The following is a 23,903-nucleotide window of genomic DNA, read 5'->3' on the forward strand; positions in this document are numbered from 1 at the left end:
TAAACATAAAAAAATGCCTACAATTTTCAATTGCAGACATTTTTTATTCTTAATTTATAACTTAGATACAGCTATTGATAGTTGTAGTGTATACTTTTCAGACATAAGCATACAACAGCGAACTGACGACGACATTCGAAAGCTTTTTTTCCCGGACTTTTAGAACTTCCTCTATTGAAGTTTGCTCGGAAGCTTACCATCAGGACTAATCAACGAAACAGAATACGAATCAGTAAACAGTTGATTTGCTAATGCATTTACACTTTCTTCACTTACTTCATTTACTTTTTCAATTATTGAGTCTAAAGAACGGTGTCGACCAAGAACAAGTTCATTTTTTCCATTTCTACTCATTCGGCTATTTGTACTCTCGAGACTTAGCATTAAGCTACCCTTCATTTGCTCTTTACTATTAGCTAATTCTTTAGAAGTAATTCCCTCTCCCTTTAAAGTAGCTAAGGTTTCTTCGATTGTTTCATACAATTGATTAAGCTGATTGCTTCCAGTACCACCATATATAGTAAGCAAGCCATTATCTGCATATGAGGAATGATAGGAAAAGACTGAATAAGCTAAGCCTTTTTGTTCTCTTACATCTTGAAATAAACGACTACTCATACTTCCACCCAGAATGTTATTTAGAACAATTAAACTATAGATATTTTCATGTCCTACCTCTAATCCATTAAACCCTAAACAAAGATGTGCTTGTTCTGTATCTTTTTGTCTAGAAAATTTCTGATCCATAAACCCAGGCTTTTCAAAAGTACGTTTTGTTGAACCAGTTTCATAAGAACCAAATAATTTTTCAACATTTTTAATAAAATCTTCTGACACATTTCCCGCAACAGAAATGACTACATTATCAGGTGTATAATGAGAATTCATATACTCTCTTAATGTGTCACCATTAAAGGATTGTAAAATCTCTTCCGTACCTAGTATTGGATAACCAAGTGGGTGATTACCATATGTAGCCCGACTTAAAATATCATGAACTATATCATCAGGCGTATCTTCATACATTTTGATTTCTTCGTAAACTACATTTTTTTCTTTTTTTAATTCTTCTTCATCAAATGTTGAATGGAAAAACATATCTGATAAGACATCTAATGCATATTGTGCGTGCTCATCCAACACTTTTGCATAATAACAAGTATATTCTTTAGATGTAAATGCATTTACTTGACCACCAATACTATCAAAGGATTCAGCAATTTCTCGGGCAGTCCTTGTTTTTGTCCCTTTAAAAAACATATGTTCTAAAAAGTGAGAAATTCCATTGTTATGCTCGTTCTCATTTCTAGATCCTGTACCAATCCAAACTCCAATAGCGACTGAGCGAACAGTAGGTATATTTTCTAATACAATTCTTACTCCATTTTGGCAAGTATATTTTTTGATCAAATTAGCTCCTCCTTCATAGATGCTGCTTATTCATCGCTCTTTTTCTCATTTGTTGCTAATCTCTCTTCATCAGCCATCATTGAAATAGATCCGAATGAGTAGCCTTTTTTCCTTATAGACAGTATTAGAGTTTCAAGGCTCTCGGACGTAGGTGAAGTTGGATGCATTAAGATTAAAGCACCATTATGCACCTTACTTGTTACCCTTTCTACTAACACATGAGGCTCTGGACGCTGCCAATCGATTGTATCAACAGTCCACATGACAGTATTCATTGACATTTGATCTGCTATTTTTACTACTTCGTCTCTGAGACTTCCACTTGGTGGAGCAAACCATGTTGGAGTTACATCTGTAACAGATTTAATGACTTCACTTGTTTTTGAAAGCTGTTCTTTGATATCTACTGTTGATAGCTTACTCATATCAGGGTGTGTATACGAATGGTTTCCTACTTCATGCCCTGCATCCACAATCATTTTTGCCATTTCAGGGTTTTCTTTGGTCCATCTACCTTCTAAAAAGAAAGTTGCTTTCACATGGTATTTATTTAATGTTTCGAGCATATCAGGAATATATTCATTTCCCCATGCAACATTAATCAAAAAGGATACCATTGGTTTATCCGGATGACCACGATACATAGGTTCTGCTGGTAAATCTTCTAAATGAACTTCAGGCGATATTTGACGAAAAACAAGGAGTTTTTCGTTAAATTCTCCTTTTACCTTCATTTTTTTGTATGATTCTTCAACATCAACCTCTAATCCGTTATAACCTGGAGTAGCCTTCCATACTTTATGAACTTCTGCATTTTGAGCAGGGATATGATAATTCTTAGCTTTCTCAACAATTTCTTTATGTAAACTGTCCTGATGTTTCATTACAGTAATATCTGCATGTTTCATCTGATCAACATAAGAAGAAGTAAATGGATTTTCAATAAATCCAATACTGACTGTTAAAATTAAGACAAACCCAATGAAATGAATGATTTTCCTTTGCATTAAATATCCCCCTTTTTACTAAAAAATATGTAAAAAGAGGACAAGGTAGAACAAGAAAAGGTCTGATAACTCAAATAAGAAGTGTAGATAATGTGTAAAAATAAAAGTCAGTGGGTGTTTCTTCAAATACTAGTTGAAAAATGCAAATCTTTATCTCCTGTTTATCTAGGTAAAAGGAAACAACTATCTCTTTTGTACCATATCATACGAAACTAATTCTTTAAAGTAAATGTACTTAACGCAGATTATTAATTATTTGCTGTTTTCTGCATACTATGTAGCTTTTCACATATTATAGACTCATTCACTCACCGAAGACAGATTTATTCTCTTGCAAACACCAGCATAAAGAATGAAAGAAACTTGCAGAAAAAAATCAGTATTGTTATGTAAATTGAAAAAAGCCCGGTACAAAGCCGGACTTCTTTTTAACCTTTTTGTTCTGACTTTTCCTGTTGTTCTTTTTGCTCTTTCAGAACCGCTTTTCTAGATAAGTTCACTCTGCCTTGTTTATCTATTTCAGTTACTTTAACAAGTAGTTCATCACCAATAGAAACAACATCTTCTACTTTACCTACTCGCTCTTCAGCTAACTCAGAAATATGAACTAAGCCATCTTTCCCATTAAAGATTTCAACAAAAGCTCCAAACTTCTCAACACGTTTAACTTTACCTAAGTACATTTGTCCAACAACAACTTCACGAATAATGTCTTCGATAATTTTCTTAGCTTTTTGGTTCATCTCTTCATTAACTGATGAAATAAAGACAGTGCCATCTTGTTCTATATCTATTTTCACACCAGTTTCTTCGATAATTTTATTTATTTGTTTTCCGCTTGGTCCAATAACATCTCTAATCTTATCTGGGTTAATAGCCATCGTTAAGATCTTCGGTGCATAAGCAGAAAGCTCACCTTTTGGCATAGGAATTGTATCAAGCATAGATTTTAAAATTTCCATACGACCTTTTTTGGCTTGTTGTAATGCTTCCTCAAGGATTTCACGAGAAAGACCATCAATTTTAATATCCATTTGTAAAGCTGTAACACCTTTTTCAGTTCCAGCAACTTTAAAATCCATATCACCTAATGCATCTTCCATACCTTGGATATCTGTTAATACTGAGTAATGCTCTCCAGATTTAACAAGACCCATTGCTATTCCAGCAACTGGTGCTTTAATTGGAACACCTGCATCCATCATAGCTAAAGTACTAGCACAAATACTTGCCTGTGATGTAGATCCATTTGACTCAAGCACTTCTGATACTAGACGAATGGTATAAGGAAAATCTTTTTCAGAAGGAATGATTGGTTCTAAAGCTCTTTCTCCTAAAGCACCATGTCCGATTTCACGACGACCTGGCCCTCTCATTGGACCTGTTTCACCTACACTGAATTGTGGGAAGTTATAGTGATGCATGAAACGTTTTGATTCTTCAATTCCTAAGCCATCTAAAATCTGAACATCACCTAAAGCACCTAATGTACAAATACTTAAAGCTTGTGTTTGTCCACGTGTGAATAATCCAGATCCATGAGTTCTAGAAAGTAAACCAACCTCAGAGTATAATGGACGAATTTCGTCTACACCACGGCCATCAGGTCTGATTTTTTCTTCTGTTATTAAACGGCGAACTTCACCTTTTACAATTTTAGAAAGAATTTGTTTTACTTGTTTTAACGTGCTTTCGTCAGCTTCTTTATTTTCATACTCAGCAACAACTGCATTTCTTACATCTTTAATTGCAGCTTCTCTAGCATGTTTTTCTTGAACCTGAATTGCTTGAAGTAAATCCTTTTCAGCCATTTCACGAATTTCTTTTTCTAGTTCTGCATCTAATTCAAAAAGCTCAATTTGTGTTTTTTCTTTCCCTACTGCTGCTACAATTTCTTCTTGGAATTCAATTAATCGTTTAATTTCATTATGACCAAACATAATAGCTTCAAGCATCGTTTCTTCAGGTACTTCTTCTGCACCAGCTTCAACCATGTTTATTGCATCTTTTGTTCCTGCAACAACTAGGTGAATATCGCTTTGATCAGCTTGTTCGACCGTTGGATTAATAACATATTCATTATTAATACGTCCAACAGTTACACCTGCGATTGGACCTTCAAATGGTATATCAGATACACATAATGATAATGAAGATCCAAACATTGCAGCCATTTCTGAAGAACAATTTTGATCTACACTCATTACAATACTGATAACTTGTACTTCATTTCTAAAACCATCTGCAAATAATGGTCGAATCGGACGATCAATTAAACGACTAGCCAAGATTGCTTTTTCACTTGGACGCCCTTCTCTTTTGATAAACCCACCTGGAATTTTCCCAACTGCGTATAAACGCTCTTCATAATTAACTGTTAGTGGAAAGAAATCTAGAGGCTTTGGTTCCTTTGAAGCAGTAGCGGTACTTAATACAGCTGTATCACCATATCGAATTAAAACAGCTCCATTGGCTTGCTTAGCTAGTTGACCAATCTCAACAGTAAGTTTACGGCCAGCCCAGTCTATGGAAAACTTTTGCTTTTCTTGTGCCATATATGTAAAACTCCTTCTCTAATTTAATTGCTTTATGTACTAGTATTGACCATTTAAATTGAACATATCAATTTCATTTTTATATGTAAATAGATTTTTGTGATATTCAAATTTAAATACACTAAAAAAGCGGGAAAAATCCCGCTTCTAAAGTAATTAACGACGTAAACCAAGCTTGTTGATTAACTCACGATAGCGAGTTACGTCTTTATTACGTAGGTACGTTAATAAGTTACGACGTTTACCTACCATTTTTAAAAGACCGCGACGTGAATGGTGGTCCTTTTTGTGAACACGTAAATGATCATTTAAGCTATTGATGTCCTCTGTAAGGATAGCAATTTGAACTTCTGGTGATCCAGTATCAGACTCATGTGTTTTATACTGAGCGATTAGTTCATTTTTACGTTCTTGAGTGATAGCCATCCTTTTCACCTCCTTAATTTTACAAAACCCCAGTTACCGAGCAATCGTTGGTGAATCGATTTGCCAAGCAATGGTTTTAAGTTACATTAATTAGAATACTATTTTTCTCATCATAAAGCAAGAACTAAACAAGTTTTTTTTCGAAGAATTGTATTGTAGCTGCTTTATCTAGCTTGATTTGCTCAATGAGTTCTTCTACATTATGAAACTTTTGTTCACTTCTTATACGTTTAAACCAAAAAACTGTTACATTTTCACCGTAAATTTCATTATTAAAGTTAAAAATATGAACTTCTACACTTGGTTTCAGAGGTTTTTCTTCATGAAAAGTTGGTTTATAACCAATGTTACATACACCTTCGTATACTTGCTTTTTTATGTTAATTGTTACTGCATAAACACCTGTAGGTGGAATAATATAGTCATCAAATACTTCTACATTTGCTGTTGGAAAACCGATTGTTCGTCCTCTTTTATCACCATGAATCACTCTACCTTTGGTTGAGTGAGGCCTGCCAATCAATGTCTGAGCATAAGCAACATCCCCACTTCTAATTACTTCGCGAATTAAAGTAGAGCTTATTTTCCGATCATGATCCGTTTGTTTTTCAACAGTTGTATGTAAGAACTGTTCTCTTGAGTGAAAAGGAATTGTTTCCATCGTTCCCTTTCCTAAATGACCATATGTAAAATCAAAACCTGCAACAACATGCTTGACATTTAAGTTAATGATAAATTCATCTACAAATTGTTGTGGTAATAGTGCTGCAAATTCTCTTGTAAATTCTACAATAAATAATATATCTACATTCAAATTTTCTATAGTTTGAATTTTATCTTCCAAAGGTGTGATGTAATCAATACCTATTTCTTTCCGAAGTACAACTAATGGATGTGGATTAAATGTCATCACTGCACTTTTAACACCCATCTTGTCAGCAATTTCCTTTGCTTTTAAAATGACCTTTTGATGACCTTTATGAACACCATCGAAATATCCAAGTGCTAGCACCATTTCATCAAATTCATTTTTTTTAAAATTATGTGGATAAGACAGTTTAATAAGTTTCATAGTTAATTCACCTTTTTCTCACTTATAACACCATACTTTTTAAGAACACTACACCTTAACCTAGCTCAAATCAATAAAACTTTAATTGGTTTCATTAAAGTTTGTTTAGTAGGGTGCTTAGCATAGATCGCGATACAATGACTATTCTTATTATAAACAGCAATAGGAGCTCCAATTTCAAGTTGCTCAAACTCATTAGGTAATTCTAGAACAGCGCCATTTTTAACTTTCTCTGCTAGGTTATCATGGATAATTAGTTTCGGCAAATCTTTTAACGCTTCACCAATTGATATAAGTGAGTTATGAAATGTATTGTCTTCAATCGATTTCTCAATTTCTTCAAACGTCATACAATCGTCTAAATCAAAAACACCTGATTTTGTTCGGACTAAATGAGACATATGAGCTGGGTAGCCCAGTTGTTCTCCAATCATAACCGCCAATGTACGGACGTACGTTCCTTTTGAGCACGTTACGCGAAAACGAAATGTTACGTTATTGTTTCCGTTTTTCACATCACCTAATAATACAAAATCATGTATTGTAATTGTACGTGATGGTCTTTCTATTTCTATACCTGCTCTTGCATACTCATATAGCTTTTTGCCATTAATTTTAACAGCTGAGTACATAGGCGGAGTTTGTTCTAATGTTCCTACCATTGAGGATAGAACATTTTCTACTTCCTCACTTTTAATTAAACGGTCAACTGGTTTTCTTTCAACAATTTCTCCTGATGCATCTTCAGTAGTTGTAGAAAAACCAATCGTTACCTCAGCTTCATATGTTTTTGATGATGCAGTTAGGTATTCTACAATCTTCGTTGCTCTTCCTATGCAGATTGGTAATACACCTGTTACATCAGGATCTAGTGTTCCTGTATGACCTACTTTTTTTGTTTTTGCCAACCTGCGCATTTTTGCCACACAATCATGTGATGTCATTCCAGCTGGCTTATTTAATAATAAAACCCCTTCCATTCTTAACGCCTCCTCATGAATCACCTTAAAATATCACCAATTAACTTTATCTTAAGGTGTTGTTAAATTTGTTGTTGATTTCAGTTACTGCGGGAAAAAATATGTTCATTTTTATTCCGATGTCCGGGGATCTCCTCGTAAGCTTAAGCTAAGTGCCTGTGGGGTCTTCCTTTGACACGCTCTCCCGCAGGCGCCTCAGTCCTTTTCCTCCAATCAACAATGACTATAATATCAACCGCTATAACATACCCTATCTTAAAGATCTGGTTACTTTTGAAGAATAGTTATATAACTTCTTAGTGTAATGGTGCCAGGGCTCTTGTCTACTTTGTAAAGAAAGTCTTTTTGAAGCTCAATGGTAAGTGATTTATTAATTCTATCAATGTAAAATAGCTATTGTATTTAACCTTGCAATAAGTTTTGTTGTACTTTGAAAGTCCTTTTAAAAAAGATATCAGTAAAATTCTTTACAAAAAGTAAAGGGATAGACGAAGGTGTCTATCCCTTTAAAGGAGTTTATTCCTCCTGTTTATTTTGAGCATTTAACTCATGAATAAGAGTTTCGATTCGATTTCCGTAATCAACAGATTCATCAAATTCAAAATGAATTTCAGGTGTTTTTCTCAAGCGAATTCTTTGACCAATTTCAGAGCGAATAAATCCTTTTGCTTTTGCTAAGCCCTTTAATGTATTTTCTCTTTGTTCCTCATCACCCAGAACAGAGATAAATACTTTTGCAATTTGTAAATCACCTGAAACACTAACATCTGTTACAGTTACGAATCCGATACGTGGGTCTTTAATCTTACGGCCTATTATATCGCCTAACTCTTTTTTCATTTGTTCACCGACACGGTTTGCTCTTAAGCTCATGCCAATCACCTCTTCAAATTAAAACCACTCAAATGATGTAATGGTTCTTTCAATTTCAGGAAAGGAATCAAGAAATCTCAATACCTGATTTAATTCTCTTTCTGTTTGTACTTTCGCCGAGCTAACAGCAACAATCCCGAATTTTGTACGTTGCCATGAATCTTGAAAGTCTATTTCTGAAATAGAAACATTAAACTTTTGCTTGGTTCTGGTCAGAACTCGTTGTAAAACGGCTCTTTTTTCTTTTAATGACTGTGAGTCGTATACTATGCATTCACAATCAACATATCCGATCATTTACGTTCGATTTCTTCCATCACATATGCCTCAATAATGTCGCCTTCTTTAACATCATTGTAGTTTTTAATTGTGATACCACATTCGTAATTTCGTGCTACTTCTTTCACATCATCTTTGAAACGTTTAAGTGTATCAATTTCACCTTCAAAAATAACAATACCGTCACGAATAAGTCTTATTCCACTATCACGAGTTATTTTACCTTCTGTTACATATGCACCAGCAATTGTACCAATTTTTGATACTTTGAAAGTTGTACGTACTTCCACTTGCCCAATAATTTTTTCTTGGAATTCAGGATCAAGCATACCTTTCATTGCTGATTCAATTTCTTCAATAACTTTATAAATAATACGGTGTAAACGGATATCAACTTCTTCAACATCAGCTGTTTTCTTAGCACCTGCATCAGGACGAACGTTAAATCCGATAACAATTGCATTTGATGCTGATGCTAAAATAATATCAGATTCTGTGATTGCTCCTACACCTGTATGAATAATTTTAACACGGACACCTTCAACATCAATCTTTTGTAAAGCAGCGGCTAATGCCTCAACAGAACCTTGAACATCTGCTTTAACAATTAAATTGATATCTTTAATATCCCCTTGTTTAATTTGTTCAAACAAATCATCAAGACTAAGTTTAGATCCTTCGCTTCGCTGAGCATCAATTTGCTTTTGAGCTCTTGCTTCACCTACTTGACGAGCTGATTTCTCATCTTCAAACACCATAAACTGATCTCCAGCTTGAGGAACATCACTTAAACCAGTAACTTCAACTGGTGTAGATGGTGCTGCTTCTTTAACACGTCGTCCAAGATCATTTACCATTGCACGAACACGTCCAAATGTGTTACCAACTACAATTGGATCACCTACGCGTAATGTACCGTTTTGAACAAGTAATGTTGCAACAGATCCACGACCCTTGTCTAATTGAGCCTCAATAACTGTTCCAGTAGCACGACGATTAGGGTTAGCTTTAAGTTCTTCTACTTCTGTTACTAAGAGAATCATTTCAAGGATATCTTCAATACCTTCACCAGTTAATGCTGAAACCGGTACAAAGATAGTATCCCCACCCCAAGCTTCAGGAACTAATCCATGTTCTGTCAATTCTTGCATAACACGATCTGGATTTGCAGCTGGTTTATCCACTTTATTTACAGCAACAATAATAGGTACTTCTGCAGCTTTTGCATGGTTAATTGCTTCTACTGTTTGAGGCATAACCCCATCATCAGCAGCAACAACTAAGATTGTAATATCTGTTACCTTAGCACCACGTGCACGCATTGTAGTAAAAGCAGCATGTCCTGGTGTATCAAGGAAAGTAATTTTTTGATCATTTGCAACAATTTGATAAGCTCCGATATGCTGAGTAATACCACCAGCTTCACCAGCTGTTACCTTTGTATTACGAATCGAGTCCAGAAGTGTTGTTTTACCATGGTCAACGTGTCCCATGATTGTCACAATAGCAGGACGAATCTCTAAGTCCTCTTCTTTGTCTTCTTCTTCATATTTTTCAAATTCAGTTTTTTCAAAGATAATTTCTTCTTCTACCTCAACACCATATTCACCAGCAATCAATTCAATCGAATCTTTATCAAGATCTTGATTAATAGTTGCCATAGTTCCTAAAAGAAGAAGCTTTTTGATGATTTCTGATGGCTCTTTACCTAGCTCTGAAGCTAATTCTCCAACAGTTAAACTGCCAGAAAACGTTATTTTACTTGGTAGCTCTTTTTTAGGCTTAGGTTGAGCAGGCTGTTGAAAGGTATTTTTGCTTTTCTTGTTATTAGTATTGGTATTCTTTTTCCCTTTATTTTGGTTAAAAGGCTTATTATTATTATTATTTGGCTTTGTATTTGAGTTATTGTTTGGTTTAGAATTATTAGTCACTTGTTTCCCCGGTTTCTTTGTTGATTCGTTATTTGTTTTTTGATCATTTGATGCTGAAGCTGGTTTGAATTTTTGATCTAGTTTTACAATGACATTATCTTCTATAGTTGACATATGATTACTAACTTCAACATTCATTTCTTGTAACGTAGAGATAATATCTTTGCTTGATACATTTGTTTGTTTCGCATATTCATATACTCGCATTTTTGTCATACGTTCACCCCCAAGAATATTAATCGAGCAAGGTTTTCAACTTTGCAGCAAAGCCTGCATCACTGATCGCTACGACAACTCTTGCTTCTTTCCCAATTGCCTTACCTAATAAGTAGCGATCCTCTACTAAAATAAATGGAGTCTCATAAAACTTACATTTATCCGAAACCTTCTTCATTGTATTAGCCGATGCATCCTTTGAAAGAAGAACAAGCTTAGCTTTTTGCTGTCTTATTTCTTTAACAACAAGTTCCTCTCCCGAAATAACTTTTCGTGCTCGATTTGCTAAGCCCAATAAGGACATCCATTTTTGTTGCTGCTGATTCATGTTAATAATTAGTGCTCCTTTTCAGCTAATTGAAGTAACTCATCGTATAAAGAGTCTTCAATCTTTGCCTTTAAATGATTGGCAAGAATATTTTTCTTTTTCGCTTGTAAAATGCACTCTTTATTAAGAGTAATATAAGCGCCACGCCCATTTTTTTTGCCAGTTAGGTCTACAGAAACATCGCCTTCCTTTGATCTAACAACTCGGACAAGTTCTTTTTTTGTTTTCATCTCTCCTGTTGCAACACATTTACGTAAAGGAATTTTGCGATTGCTCATAGATCTCACCTCTTATTCACTTAACTCAGGTTCATGTATACTCGTTAAAAGTGGTTCGTCATTGTCATCATAATCAGATTCCTTCTTCTCTAAAGGATAAATCCCTGCTTTTTCAGCATCTGACTCACTTTTGATATCTATCTTCCATCCTGTAAGCTTTGCAGCTAAACGGGCATTTTGTCCACGTTTACCAATTGCTAATGATAACTGATAATCAGGAACAATAACAGTAGTAGACTTCTCATCTTCATTTACAAGAACTTCAGCTACTTTTGATGGACTTAAAGCATTTGCAACGAATTCAACTGGATCTTGTGACCATTTCACAATATCAATTTTTTCACCTTTTAGTTCATTAACAATTGCCTGTACTCGTTGTCCTTTTGGTCCAACACAAGATCCAACAGGATCTACCTCTTGATTGTCAGAGTGAACAGAGATTTTTGAGCGATCTCCAGCTTCACGAGAAACAGATTTTATTTCAACTGTTCCATCATAGATTTCAGGAACTTCAATTTCGAATAGACGTTTTAAAAGACCAGGATGAGTTCTTGAAACAAATATTTGTGGTCCTTTTGTAGTCTTTTCTACTTTAGTTAAGAAAACTTTTATCCGATCATGTGGTCTATAAGTTTCATTTGGCATTTGCTCACTAACAGGAAGTAATGCTTCGATTTTACCTAAACTTACATAGATAAATTTCGAGTCTATACGCTGTACAATACCAGTCATGATATCTTCTTCACGATCAATAAATTCACTATAGATCACACCGCGCTCTGCTTCACGGACACGTTGAGTAACAACTTGTTTTGCTGTTTGTGCAGCAATTCGCCCAAAATCTTTTGGAGTTACCTCCATCTCAATTACATCATTTACAACATAGTTTGGATTAATGCCACGTGCTTCACCAATTGATATTTCTAGGCGAGGGTCATAAACCTCGTCAACAACATCTTTACGAGCAAAAACCTTCATAGTTCCTGTATCACGATTTAAATCAACACGAACATTTTGTGCTTGATTAAAGTTTCGTTTATAAGCAGAAATTAGTGCAGCTTCAATAGCTTCGATAATGATCTCTTTACTAATGCCTTTTTCCTTTTCTAAAATTGTTAAGGCATCTAATAATTCACTACTCATTTTAACGGTTTCCCCCTTAAAAATAAGCTCAATACATATTTCTTCTTTATCTTCTTTGAAGTAAACTAGTGGTTGATTACTGTCAGAAACACACTTCTTAAAAGTGGCTCCAGGGATTAAAAAACAAAATTTAAAATTCCCCAAAATGAACTTTTCCTGCATATAGCTTTTGTGATGGCAATGCAGATTTCAACATAGCTTCTTGTAATAGACAGATTAAAGAAGAAAAACCTATTTTGCTTACAAGTTGTCTTAAACTTACATTTCTTTTCTTCTAGAACGTAACCGCTAATCTAGCTTTTGCTACTTTCTCATATGGAATTTCAATCTGTTTTTTTCTAGTCTTAATCGTTACAGTAATTGTAAGAATTTGACCATCAAAATCAGTTAAAACACCTTCAAATGTTTTTTCTCCATTAATCGGTTCATATGTTTTAACATGAACTTGTTTTCCAATTGCTTTTGTTACATCTGACTCTTTTTTTAGTGGTCTTTCAGCTCCAGGAGAGGAAACCTCTAAGAAGTAGTTGTGTTGAATGGGATCTAACTCGTCCAACTTCTCACTTAGTCTTTCACTTACTACACCACATTCTTCAATATCAATACCTTTTTCCGAGTCGATGAACAAACGTAGAAACCAATTTGAACCCTCTTTAACATATTCGATATCTACTAGCTCAAGATTCATATCATCTAAAATTGGTACGACTATTTCTTCTACTGTTTCTGTCACTTTTTTGCTCATTCTCTTCCTCCTTGCTAAGAAAAGCGCAAGTGCTTTCGTTATTTTTATTTTAGCCCTTTACTCTTTTCTAATAGTAGTTACAAATTGACGGTGAACAATTGTTATATTTTATAATAGGTGTCATTGTATAAAGAAAAGATCGCACTAGCATTAGTAAGTACTGTTTACTTTTAGTATTAAAGTACAAAGTATTGAAAACAGACAATGTAAAAAGCTAGAATCTAAAATAAAATAAGGTACAACACTAGAGCTTGTCATTTCTAACAGAAGTAATATGATACTACCTTTATTAGTTGCTGAAAAACCCTGCCTTTTGAGCAGGGAATGAGTATGTACAACACTATCCGAAAATGAGGCAATACAATACGAAAGAGCGGGTTTCCCCACTCTTTTTCCTCTGCTTATCGTTAGCATTTCCATTAAAAGCATAACATAACCATCATTTTTATGCAAATTTATCCTTACCCAGAATAGCAAAGGTGTTAACTCTGAAATGAAACATTTTATTGATTGAGTCAGAAAGCTGTATACCTAAGGATTCTAATGTTTACAATCATGAAATTTAAAATAAGGCTGTTTTCACTCCAAACTTTGTTACCTAGCAACAATCGTTCAGAAAAGAGCCTAAAATAAAGACAATTGATTCTGATCTGGTAGTTCATCCAAACAACCATGTGTTGTTAAATATTCAATGATTGTTTTAGACACTCTTCCCCTTTGTTGAAGATCTTCTTTTGACAAAAACTCACCATCTTCTCTAGCTTTTACAATATTGATGGCAGCATTTGTCCCTAACCCTGGGATTGAATTGAATGGCGGAATCAAACTATTTCCGTCAATTAAAAATTCTGATGCACTTGAACGATAAAGATCAACTTTTTGGAATGAGTACCCTCTTTCGCACATTTCTAGTGCTAATTCAAGAACTGTTAAAAGATTTTTCTCTTTTGGAGATGCATCTAGCCCTTTAACATTTATTTCTTCGATTTTAGCTTTTATTGGTGTGGATCCTTTAACCATTGTGTCGATATCAAAATCATCTGCACGTACGGTAAAATATGCAGAATAATATAGCAAAGCATGATGTACTTTAAAATAAGCAATCCTAACAGCCATTAATACGTATGCTGCAGCATGAGCTTTTGGGAACATGTATTTTATTTTTAAGCAAGAGTTGATATACCAATCTGGAACCTCTTGTTTTTTCATCTCTTCTTCCATTTCATCTGTTAAACCTTTTCCTTTACGAACAGACTCCATTATTTTAAAAGCAAATGAAGGCTCTAGCCCCTGGTATATAAGGTATACCATAATATCATCTCGACAACCAATAACTTCACTTAAGGTACATATATTATTATGGATTAATTCCTGAGCATTTCCCAGCCATACATCTGTTCCATGTGAGAGTCCAGAAATTTGCACTAGCTCAGAAAATGTTGTTGGCTTCGTATCTTCAAGCATTTGTCGAACAAATCTCGTACCAAATTCAGGAATACCTAATGTTCCAGTTTTACACATAATTTGTTCTGAAGTGACACCCAATGATTCAGTTCCACTAAAGATTTTCATCACTTCTGGATCATCTGTTGGAATCGTCTTCGGATCTATCCCACTTAAATCTTGAAGCATACGTATAACTGTTGGATCATCATGCCCAAGTATATCAAGTTTTAGTAAATTATCGTGTATAGAATGGAAATCAAAGTGTGTTGTCTTCCATTCAGAACCTGTTGCATCAGCTGGAAATTGGATTGGCGAAAAATCAAAGATATCCATATAATCAGGAACAACTATAATTCCACCTGGATGTTGTCCAGTTGTTCTTTTAACACCAGTGCATCCTTGCACAAGGCGGTCAACTTCTGCACCTCTATGAACAATATTGCGATCATTTGCATAACCCTTTACATATCCATAAGCTGTTTTTTCAGCAACCGTACCTATCGTTCCTGCACGAAAAACATTATCTTCACCAAAAAGAATTTTTGTATAATTATGAGCTATTGGCTGATATTCACCAGAGAAGTTCAAATCGATATCAGGTACTTTATCACCTTTAAACCCAAGAAACGTTTCGAAAGGAATATCATGTCCATCTTTTTTATATTGACCACCACAATGTGGACATTCTTTATTCGGCAAATCAAATCCAGAACCAACTGAACCATCATTAAAAAACTCTGAATGCTGACAATCTGGACAAACATAATGTGGGGGCAATGGATTAACCTCTGTTATCTCTGTCATTGTTGCTACAAAAGAAGAACCAACAGATCCACGAGATCCTACTAGATAACCGTCATCTAGCGATTTTTTTACAAGTTTATGAGAAATCAGATAAATAACAGCAAATCCGTGACCAATAATACTTTTCAACTCTTTTTCTAGTCTAGCCTCAACAAGTTCAGGGAGATTTTCTCCATATATGCTTCTTGCTCTTGAATAACTCATCTCTCTGACTTCTTCATCAGCACCCTCAATTTTTGGAGTGTAAAGATCGTCTTTGATAGGTTTAATTTCATCGATCATATCTGCTATTTTATTTGTATTATCAACTACAATCTCCTTTGCTTTCTCTTTACCAAGAAATGAAAAACAGTCCAGCATTTCATCGGTTGTTCTAAAATGAACATCAGGAAGCTCATGTCGATTTAAAGGATTAGCCCCACCTTGAGAGCTTACTAAAATCTTTCGGTAGATTTTATCGACAGGATTTAAATAATGAGCATTACCAGTAGCAACTACTGGTTTCTCTAGCTTTTCACCAAGTTTCACAATATTTGAAACGATCTCTTGAAGCGCAACTTCATCTCTAATATAATCCAAGTCAATTAAATGATTATATACCTCTAGTGGTTGAACCTCTAGATAATCATAAAACGAGGCGATCTCTTCAACTTCCTCTGGAGACTTTTGCATCATACCTTCGAACACTTCACCTTTATCACAAGCAGAGCCTACTAAAAGTCCTTCTCGATACTTATTTAACTGTGAACGAGGAATACGAGGAACTCTGTAAAAATAGTTTATATGAGAAATAGAAACAAGTTTAAATAAGTTTTTTAAGCCTGTCTCATTTTTTGCTAAAACAATTGCATGATATGGTCGTGAACGTTGATAAGAATTTCCTTTTCCCATATTATCATTAAACTGATCGTGATATTCAATTTCCTTTTCAGCAGAATCTTTTAACATCTTAATTAAAAGATAGCCTGTTGCCTCAGCATCATAAATTGCTCTGTGATGCTGTGTTAATTCAATATCAAATTTCTTACATAATGTGTTTAGACGGTGATTTTTCATTTCTGGGTATAGAAAACGACCTAATTCAAGTGTATCAATAACAGGATTTTTAGCTTTTGCTTCTCCTAGAAGCTTTTTGTAACCTACATTTAAAAATCCCATATCAAAACTGGCATTATGAGCAACTAAAATATCATGACCTATCCAATCCTTGAACTTTCGTAACACCTCATCTACATTTGGTGCTGTTCTTACCATATCATCAGTAATACCTGTCAACTCTATAGTGGTTGCTGATAATGGATGATGTGGATTAGCGAAGGATTCAAACCGATCGATAATTTCTCCACCACGAATTTTAACTGCAGCAAGCTCAATTATCGTATCATAAACTGCAGAAAGTCCCGTAGTCTCAACATCAAAAACTATATATGTTTCATCAGGTAGGAACCGATGTTCATCATTATAAGCTATAGGTACACCATCGTTTACAAGATTAATTTCTACACCATATAAAATCTTAACACCATTCTTTTTACCAGCTGAATAAGCTTCAGGAAAGGATTGTGCAACAGCATGATCTGTTAAAGCAATCGCTTTATGACCCCATTTTTTTGCTTGCTCTATATACTTGCTAACAGATGTTACAGCATCCATTTGACTCATTGGTGAATGTAAATGAAGCTCCACCCTTTTTTCATCTTCTGGTGCCTTATCTTTTCTTTCCCTTGGAGAAATTTCATTAATATCATTTGCGATCATAACCAAATCACGAACAAAAGTATCATTTTGAATGCTTCCTCTTACCTTTAACCACATTCCCTTTTTAACAGCTTGAACTAATGCAGCATCTTCTTTGTCTCTAGCGAACATCTTTACAAGTATTGAGCTTGTATAATCAGTAATTTTGAAGGTTAGTAATGTTCTTCCACTACGTAACTCTCTTGTTTCAGCATCAAAAACATACCCTTGGATAGCAATTCTTCTTTCTTCATCTTCAATAGAGACAAGAGTCCGAATGTCTTCATCATCTTTAATCGTATATCCAATTGTTAGTGGACCTGAAAGTTCAGGCATGGATGATTCTTCTCTTTCCGCATTCTCCATATCTGTTAATGCTTGGAAGCCACGTTCTTTGTCTTCTTGCATCTTTTGTTCTTGGAATTGTTTAACTTCCTCTTCGCTTACAGCGACAGTTGTTTCCATTTGAAAAGGTGGGAAGCCAAATTGTTGGAAGCTATCTTGAATTAATGAAGCATATTTACGCTTAATTGTCATTGATTCTGTATCGTTTCTTGTTTTGATTATAACTTTGATACCTTGAACAGTTGGTTTTTGTTCATTTAACAATGAAAGCATTGGTGGAGAAATGCCATCCATTTGCTGAATACAAGTTGACCAATAATCTTGCACTAACTTTTCATCAAATGCTTGGTCTATAGTTTCAAAGGAAAATGTCACATCTGCAATATGAGAAAAAGCTTTAGTTATTTTTGAATAAAATAACTGATATATATTAAAAGGGAGGATCTTTTCAAATTGAAAATGAAAATGCCATTTTTTAATTTCTTTATGAACAGTTAATTTTGCAATAGAACCATTTCTAAAGTGAACAACAGCTGCATCTTCAGTTAAATTTATTTGTTGTAGCAATAGTTGAAATCGCTCGATTTGTGTTGTCTGATTCTCCATTATCTTTTCCCCTCTCCATGAAGGTAATATCTACTAAAACATATTAGTAATCACAACTGAAGAGGCTGCCTCATTTTTATAGACATCATACATATGTCCATTCACTCGAGTCAGCCTCTTCTCGTCTTATATTTATCTATCTTAACATGCTTTTATAGTTACTGTAAGCTTTTTATAATATCTGAATTTAAGCGGAACTATTAAATATTATTTTAAGATCCTTCATTCAACTATTATCATAAACCTAAAATTTGTGTTAATTTTTCAGTAAGATCATTAAGATTAACTTCAAATGATTCTCCTGATTTGCGTAATTTAACCTCTACAATACCTTCATCAGCTTTTTTACCAACGGTTATTCGTACAGGTAATCCAATAAGATCTGAATCAGCAAATTTTACACCAACTCGTTCTTGGCGGTCATCTAAAAGTACTTCATAGCCCTTTGTATTAAGCTCATGATATAGGTTTTCAGCAAGTTCTCTTTGTGAATCATTTTTTACATTAACCGGTATAATGTGAATAGTAAAAGGTGCAATATTTTCAGGCCATACAATACCGTTTTCATCATTATGTTGTTCAATAATCGCAGCTAATGTTCTAGAAACTCCAATTCCATAACATCCCATAATCATAGGTTGAGCACGACCATTTTCATCCAAAAATGTCGCATTCATAGCTTCACTATATCTAGTTCCTAGCTTAAATACATGACCAACTTCAATCCCCTTTGCAAATTGAATTAACCCTTTACCATCTGGTGATACATCACCCTCTTGAATAAAGCGAAGATCAGCATATTGAGAGACTTTAGCATCCCTGTCAAGATTAACACCCTTATAATGGTGATTTTCCTCATTAGCACCACAAACACCATTAATAATGACTGAAACAGCTTGATCTGCTACAACTTCAATTTCATTTGGAATGTTTATTGGTCCTACATAACCAGGCACACAATTTAATACTTCTTTCGTTTCGTCTGCAGTTGCCAGTTCGACAACAGAAGCACTGAAAAGATTTTTCACTTTTATATCATTTATTTCATGATCACCACGAGCTAATACTAAAACAAATTTCTCATCTACTTTAAACAAAATAGACTTTACACAAGTTTCTTTGGAAACATTTAAAAAAGAAGAAATTTCTTCAATTGTACGTTGATTAGGTGTTACAATTTTTTCTAGCTCATTTTCTGCTACATTGCTTTTCTCATATTCTGCAATAACTGGTGCCATTTCAACATTAGCTGCATATTGTGAGCTATCAGAGTAAGCAATTGTGTCTTCACCTATTTCTGACAGTACCATAAATTCATGAGTATCAGTTCCACCCATTGCACCTGAATCAGCGATAACAGCTCTAAAATTCAAGCCACAACGTGAAAAAACATTTTGATACGCTTCAAACATCTTTGTATAACCTTCATCAAGACTTTCGTTCGTTGAGTGAAATGAGTACGCATCCTTCATAATAAATTCACGTCCACGTAATACGCCAAAACGTGGTCGTTTTTCATCTCGGAACTTTGTTTGGATTTGATATAATGCAAGTGGTAGCCTCTTATATGACTTCACTTCATCGCGGACAAGGCTTGTGATCATTTCTTCATGAGTTGCCCCAAGTGCAAAATCTCGGTTATGGCGATCTTTAAGTCTCATCAATTCAGGACCATAAGAATACCAGCGTCCCGATTCCTGCCAAAGCTCTGCTTGTTGTAATGCAGGCATTAGTAATTCAGATGCACCTGCTTGATTCATTTCTTCTCGAACAATTTGTTCAATTTTCTTAAGAACTTTATGAGCTAATGGTAAGTAGCTATAAACACCACTTGTGTTTTGTCTAATAAATCCTGCTCGTAGCATAAGCTGGTGACTTTTGACCTCAGCATCAGCTGGAATTTCTCTTAGAGTAGGAATAAACATCATACTTTGTTTCATAACGAGCACCTCTATCTTATCAAACTTCTTGAAAATCTCCGGAAACCCTCTAGATCTCACGGAAACAAATTTACTGCAATAATTCTAATGTACCTGTTTAATATATAGTTATATTTTAATCATACAATAATAAACTGCTTTTCACAGATCAATTTAGTTTAAGTAATCAGTATTTAATTTTATAAAAATAATCGTTGAATATCATTCCAAGTAACTACAAGCATTAATAGCATAAGTAAAGAAAATCCAATAAAATGAACGATACCTTCTTTTTGTCGATCAATAGGCTTTCCTCTTAATGCTTCTACAAATAAGAAGAGTAGTCGTCCACCATCTAAAGCAGGGATAGGTAACAAATTGACAATACCTAAATTAATACTTAGAAGAGCAGCCCATCTTAGTAAATTAGTTGTACCAGATTCTGCTACTTGATCTGTCATATCGTATATCCCAACTGGACCTGAAAGCATATCAATCGAAAACTGCCCAGTGACTAATTTTCCAAACCCTATTAAAATCTCTTTAGTCCAAGTGTATGTTTCAACGAAACCATACTTAAGTGAGCTTACAAAGGATTTATCAACTGGATTATACGCCCCAATTCTACCAATCGTTTCTTCACCAACTTTAGCAGCATCAGGTACTACTTCATAACTTAAAATATCTCCTTGACGCTCTACCTCAAATGTTAATTCGGTTTCTGGATTTTGCTGAATAATTTTAACGACTTCTGCCCATGAAGATGTTGATTCTCCTTCAATGGAATGAATAACATCTCCTTCTTGTAACCCTGATTCTTTTGCAGATCCATCATCAGTTAACTGTCCTAATTTTGGGTCATCAACAGGAGCACCTTGAAGAAGTCCTAATGAAAAAAGAATGACAAAAGCTAATAAAAAGTTCATTGCTGGCCCAGCAAATATCGCTGCAATTCTTTGTCTTACCGTTTTAGACTGAAATTGACGATTGTATGGTGCAATTTGTATTTCCTGACCATCTACAATAAAGTAAGAGGTTTCACTAACATCAAAACGCTTTATAAATTCTTCTTCACCGTGTTCGTAACCTGAAATGAACATGTTATGTTCCAAATCAACATTTTCTACTTCAATTACACGAGCATTAGGATACTTTTCTTTATTGTTCAAGATAATCTTTTCCACTTGATTTTCTTTGTTAAAAAGTAAGCCAACGTTATGACCAGGCTTAACTTCAATTACTTCGGGATCCTCACCTGCCATTCGAACAAAACCACCTATAGGTAGTAAGCGAATGGTATAAATTGTTTCATTTTTTTTAAATGACAATATTTTGGGACCGAAACCAATAGCAAATTCCCGACAAAGTATTCCTGCACGATTTGCAAATATTAAATGCCCTAATTCATGAAAAAATACAAGAGCACCAAAAATAAGAACAAAAGCTATCACTGTATTCATACTGTATGACCACCCTTATGAGATTAATGTTTGTACAAAATTTCTTGTTAGTTGATCAACTTCTTGAATCTGCTCTAAACCTGGATGTGCGATGCTCTCATGCTTATCCATTGCTCTTTCAATACATTCCTCTATTTGGAGAAACTTAATTTTACCCTTCAAAAAACTAGCGACAGCTTCTTCATTTGCTGCGTTCAAAACTGTAGGCATTGTTCCACCTATTTTACCTGAATCATATGCAAATTGTAAGCATTTATATCTGTTAAAATCAGCTTTTTCAAAATGAAGCTTTCCAAATTCCCATAATTCAAGTCTCTTAGATTTTTCTAAAGGCAGTCTATCAGGGTATGTTAAAGCATATTGAATGGGCCCTCTCATATCTGGTGTACCTAATTGTGCTTTTATACTACGATCTTGAAACTCTACCAAAGAGTGAATAATGCTTTCTTTATGTAGTAATACATCAATTTTTTCATAAGGAATATTAAATAACCAATGTGCTTCAATAACTTCTAAGCCTTTATTCATCATTGTAGCTGAATCAATGGTAATCTTAGCACCCATAGACCAGTTTGGATGATTGAGTGCTTGCTCTACCGTTACTTCATGTAGTTCTTCTCTTTTCTTATCACGGAAACTACCGCCTGAGGCTGTAACAATTAACCGATCAATTGTTTTTTCATTTTCTCCTTGAAGACATTGAAATATAGCAGAGTGTTCACTATCAACGGGTAATAACTTCACATTATACTTTGCAGCATGCTCCGTCACTAAATGTCCCGCTGTAACAAGAGTCTCTTTGTTTGCTATAGCAATAGTGATGTTATTCTCAATGGCTCTTAATGTTGGAACTAACCCGACACTTCCCACTACTGCATTAACTAGACAATCTACTCTATCATAAACTGCTGCTTCTATAAGAGCATTATCCCCATATCCAAATTTAATGTCGTTACTTGAAAATTCAAATTTAAGCTTTTCATATGTTTCTTTGTCTTTTACAGCTACAAATGCAGGTTTAAATTTAGAGATAATATCTACACCTGTTTTAATGTTACTTCCAAAAGACATTGCCAGAAGTTTAAAATGTTCAGGATGTGATTCAATGACATCCAAGGTTTGGATACCTATCGAACCTGTCGCACCTAATAAGCTAATTTTTTTCACAAGTTCACTTCCAATCAATAAGAATGCGTAAGATACGCGTCCATTTTAACATTAGGAACTGTTAAGATTTCTGTTACAAGCAGTTCCTATTGAAATAAATAACACATTTAAAAATAATTCTGCTTTGAACACTACTCAAACTATATATTCCAAATATCCCAACGTCCGAAATCTTGAAATATAAGCTTCTAAACAATTAGTTAGGCTCTTTTCTGAACGATTGTTACTATATAACCAAAATTTGGAGTGAAAACAGTGTTTTCCACTATAAAAATACCATTTTATGAAGAAAAGATGCCACTAGACGTAATGCAGAGCTGATTGCTTCGAGTATTTAAAAGCAACAAAGTTTGCGAAAACAGCCATTAGTTAAAAAGGATCAACATAAAATGTAAAAGCGGCAAAACAAATAGCAAACTATCGAATCGATCTAAAATACCGCCATGACCGGGTAAGATTGTTCCAGAATCTTTCACATGATAATGTCTTTTTAAAGCAGATTCAACAAGATCACCGATTTGTCCAAAGACCGAAAGTAAAGTTGTCATAACAATAACCACAAATAAATTATCTAAAATACCTGTAAAATAGTGATAGATACAAGCAAATATTACTGCAAATAAAACACCACCAACAGCACCTTCAATTGTTTTATTGGGACTTATTTCAGGCCACAGTTTATTTTTACCCATTGCACGTCCTATAAAATATGCTCCAGAATCAGTCACCCATATCAATAATAATGCATAAAAGACCAGCTCTAGACCACCTTGTAACTCAGAATTTCTAGTTTCAATAAGAAAATAAAAACCTATGCCTAAATAAAAAATTGCAATAACAACGAAACCTACATCATCGAACGTAAATTTATTTTTCGTTACGACAGTATAAGTTAATAATAAAAGTAAAGCTAATAATGCAAACTCAGATTTAGAAAAACCTTCTAATAATACTGTTATATAAGTATTTGGTATTAATAGAACCCATAATATTAATAAACTGACTAGCCCTGGGAAACTAAATAAAGATATTTTTTTCATTTTTAACAATTCATGTAACGCAATTGATGCTAGCAGGTAAACAAATATAGTAAATGGAAGCTTTCCATAAATAACAAATGGAAGAAAAAGAGCTGCAGCTAATATTGCGGTTAAAATTCGTTGTTTCATTTTTAGT

The 23,903-nt window shown here is 34.4% G+C and carries 18 protein-coding genes; all 18 read right to left on the minus strand.

Annotated elements, in window-relative coordinates; translation table 11 throughout:
* Positions 1-171 precede the first annotated feature (171 nt).
* A complete protein-coding gene (locus tag FS935_RS05895; RefSeq protein ID WP_146946655.1) occupies positions 172-1,410 on the minus strand; it encodes a M16 family metallopeptidase in 1,239 nt (412 codons plus the stop codon).
* Positions 1,411-1,436: 26 nt separating this feature from the next.
* Entirely contained in the window at positions 1,437-2,417 is a 981-nt protein-coding gene (locus tag FS935_RS05900; protein ID WP_146946656.1) for a polysaccharide deacetylase family protein, read from the minus strand.
* A 428-nt stretch (positions 2,418-2,845) separates the two neighbouring features.
* A complete protein-coding gene (gene pnp, locus FS935_RS05905; protein WP_146946657.1) occupies positions 2,846-4,972 on the minus strand; it encodes a polyribonucleotide nucleotidyltransferase in 2,127 nt (708 codons plus the stop codon).
* A gap of 156 nt (positions 4,973-5,128) precedes the next feature.
* On the minus strand, positions 5,129-5,398 hold the full coding sequence (gene rpsO, locus FS935_RS05910) for a 30S ribosomal protein S15 (RefSeq protein WP_146946658.1): 270 nt from the start codon (positions 5,396-5,398) through the stop codon (positions 5,129-5,131).
* A 124-nt stretch (positions 5,399-5,522) separates the two neighbouring features.
* The gene (gene ribF, locus FS935_RS05915) at positions 5,523-6,470 is read right to left on the minus strand and encodes a bifunctional riboflavin kinase/FAD synthetase (RefSeq protein WP_146946659.1); all 948 of its coding nucleotides are present in this window, start codon (positions 6,468-6,470) and stop codon (positions 5,523-5,525) included.
* Positions 6,471-6,535: 65 nt separating this feature from the next.
* Positions 6,536-7,450: a tRNA pseudouridine(55) synthase TruB gene (gene truB, locus FS935_RS05920; protein ID WP_146946660.1), complete on the minus strand. Its 915-nt coding sequence runs from the start codon at positions 7,448-7,450 to the stop codon at positions 6,536-6,538.
* A 516-nt stretch (positions 7,451-7,966) separates the two neighbouring features.
* Positions 7,967-8,323 carry a 30S ribosome-binding factor RbfA gene (gene rbfA, locus FS935_RS05925; RefSeq protein ID WP_146946661.1) on the minus strand — a complete coding sequence of 119 codons (357 nt, stop codon included), beginning with the start codon at positions 8,321-8,323 and terminating at the stop codon, positions 7,967-7,969.
* 18 nt (positions 8,324-8,341) lie between these two features.
* Positions 8,342-8,620 carry a DUF503 domain-containing protein gene (locus tag FS935_RS05930; RefSeq protein WP_146946662.1) on the minus strand — a complete coding sequence of 93 codons (279 nt, stop codon included), beginning with the start codon at positions 8,618-8,620 and terminating at the stop codon, positions 8,342-8,344.
* A complete protein-coding gene (gene infB / locus FS935_RS05935) occupies positions 8,617-10,749 on the minus strand; it encodes a translation initiation factor IF-2 (RefSeq protein ID WP_146946663.1) in 2,133 nt (710 codons plus the stop codon). Before infB ends, FS935_RS05930 begins: the two co-directional genes overlap by 4 nt.
* Before the next feature lie 19 nt (positions 10,750-10,768).
* Complete coding sequence (locus FS935_RS05940; protein WP_146946664.1) at positions 10,769-11,077, minus strand: YlxQ family RNA-binding protein; 309 nt, start codon at positions 11,075-11,077, stop codon at positions 10,769-10,771.
* Positions 11,078-11,085: 8 nt separating this feature from the next.
* Complete coding sequence (gene rnpM / locus FS935_RS05945) at positions 11,086-11,355, minus strand: RNase P modulator RnpM (protein ID WP_146946665.1); 270 nt, start codon at positions 11,353-11,355, stop codon at positions 11,086-11,088.
* Between the two features lie 12 nt (positions 11,356-11,367).
* Positions 11,368-12,498, minus strand: coding sequence for a transcription termination factor NusA (gene nusA, locus FS935_RS05950; protein WP_146946666.1), 1,131 nt, complete (start codon positions 12,496-12,498; stop codon positions 11,368-11,370).
* Between the two features lie 274 nt (positions 12,499-12,772).
* Positions 12,773-13,243 (minus strand): ribosome maturation factor RimP, encoded by a 471-nt coding sequence (rimP, locus tag FS935_RS05955; RefSeq protein ID WP_146946667.1) that lies wholly within the window; start codon positions 13,241-13,243, stop codon positions 12,773-12,775.
* Positions 13,244-13,867: 624 nt separating this feature from the next.
* Positions 13,868-18,181 carry a PolC-type DNA polymerase III gene (locus FS935_RS05960; protein WP_146946668.1) on the minus strand — a complete coding sequence of 1,438 codons (4,314 nt, stop codon included), beginning with the start codon at positions 18,179-18,181 and terminating at the stop codon, positions 13,868-13,870.
* A gap of 236 nt (positions 18,182-18,417) precedes the next feature.
* Positions 18,418-20,121, minus strand: a complete 1,704-nt coding sequence (locus FS935_RS05965) for a proline--tRNA ligase (protein WP_146946669.1) — start codon at positions 20,119-20,121, stop codon at positions 18,418-18,420.
* Positions 20,122-20,300: 179 nt separating this feature from the next.
* Positions 20,301-21,560 carry an RIP metalloprotease RseP gene (gene rseP / locus FS935_RS05970; RefSeq protein WP_146946670.1) on the minus strand — a complete coding sequence of 420 codons (1,260 nt, stop codon included), beginning with the start codon at positions 21,558-21,560 and terminating at the stop codon, positions 20,301-20,303.
* 15 nt (positions 21,561-21,575) lie between these two features.
* Positions 21,576-22,727 (minus strand): 1-deoxy-D-xylulose-5-phosphate reductoisomerase, encoded by a 1,152-nt coding sequence (dxr, locus tag FS935_RS05975; RefSeq protein ID WP_146946671.1) that lies wholly within the window; start codon positions 22,725-22,727, stop codon positions 21,576-21,578.
* A 365-nt stretch (positions 22,728-23,092) separates the two neighbouring features.
* Positions 23,093-23,896, minus strand: coding sequence for a phosphatidate cytidylyltransferase (locus FS935_RS05980; RefSeq protein ID WP_146946672.1), 804 nt, complete (start codon positions 23,894-23,896; stop codon positions 23,093-23,095).
* Positions 23,897-23,903 lie beyond the last annotated feature (7 nt).

It is taken from the genome of Metabacillus litoralis (assembly GCF_007994985.1).
GTDB classification, from domain to species: Bacteria; Bacillota; Bacilli; order Bacillales; family Bacillaceae; genus Metabacillus; species Metabacillus litoralis.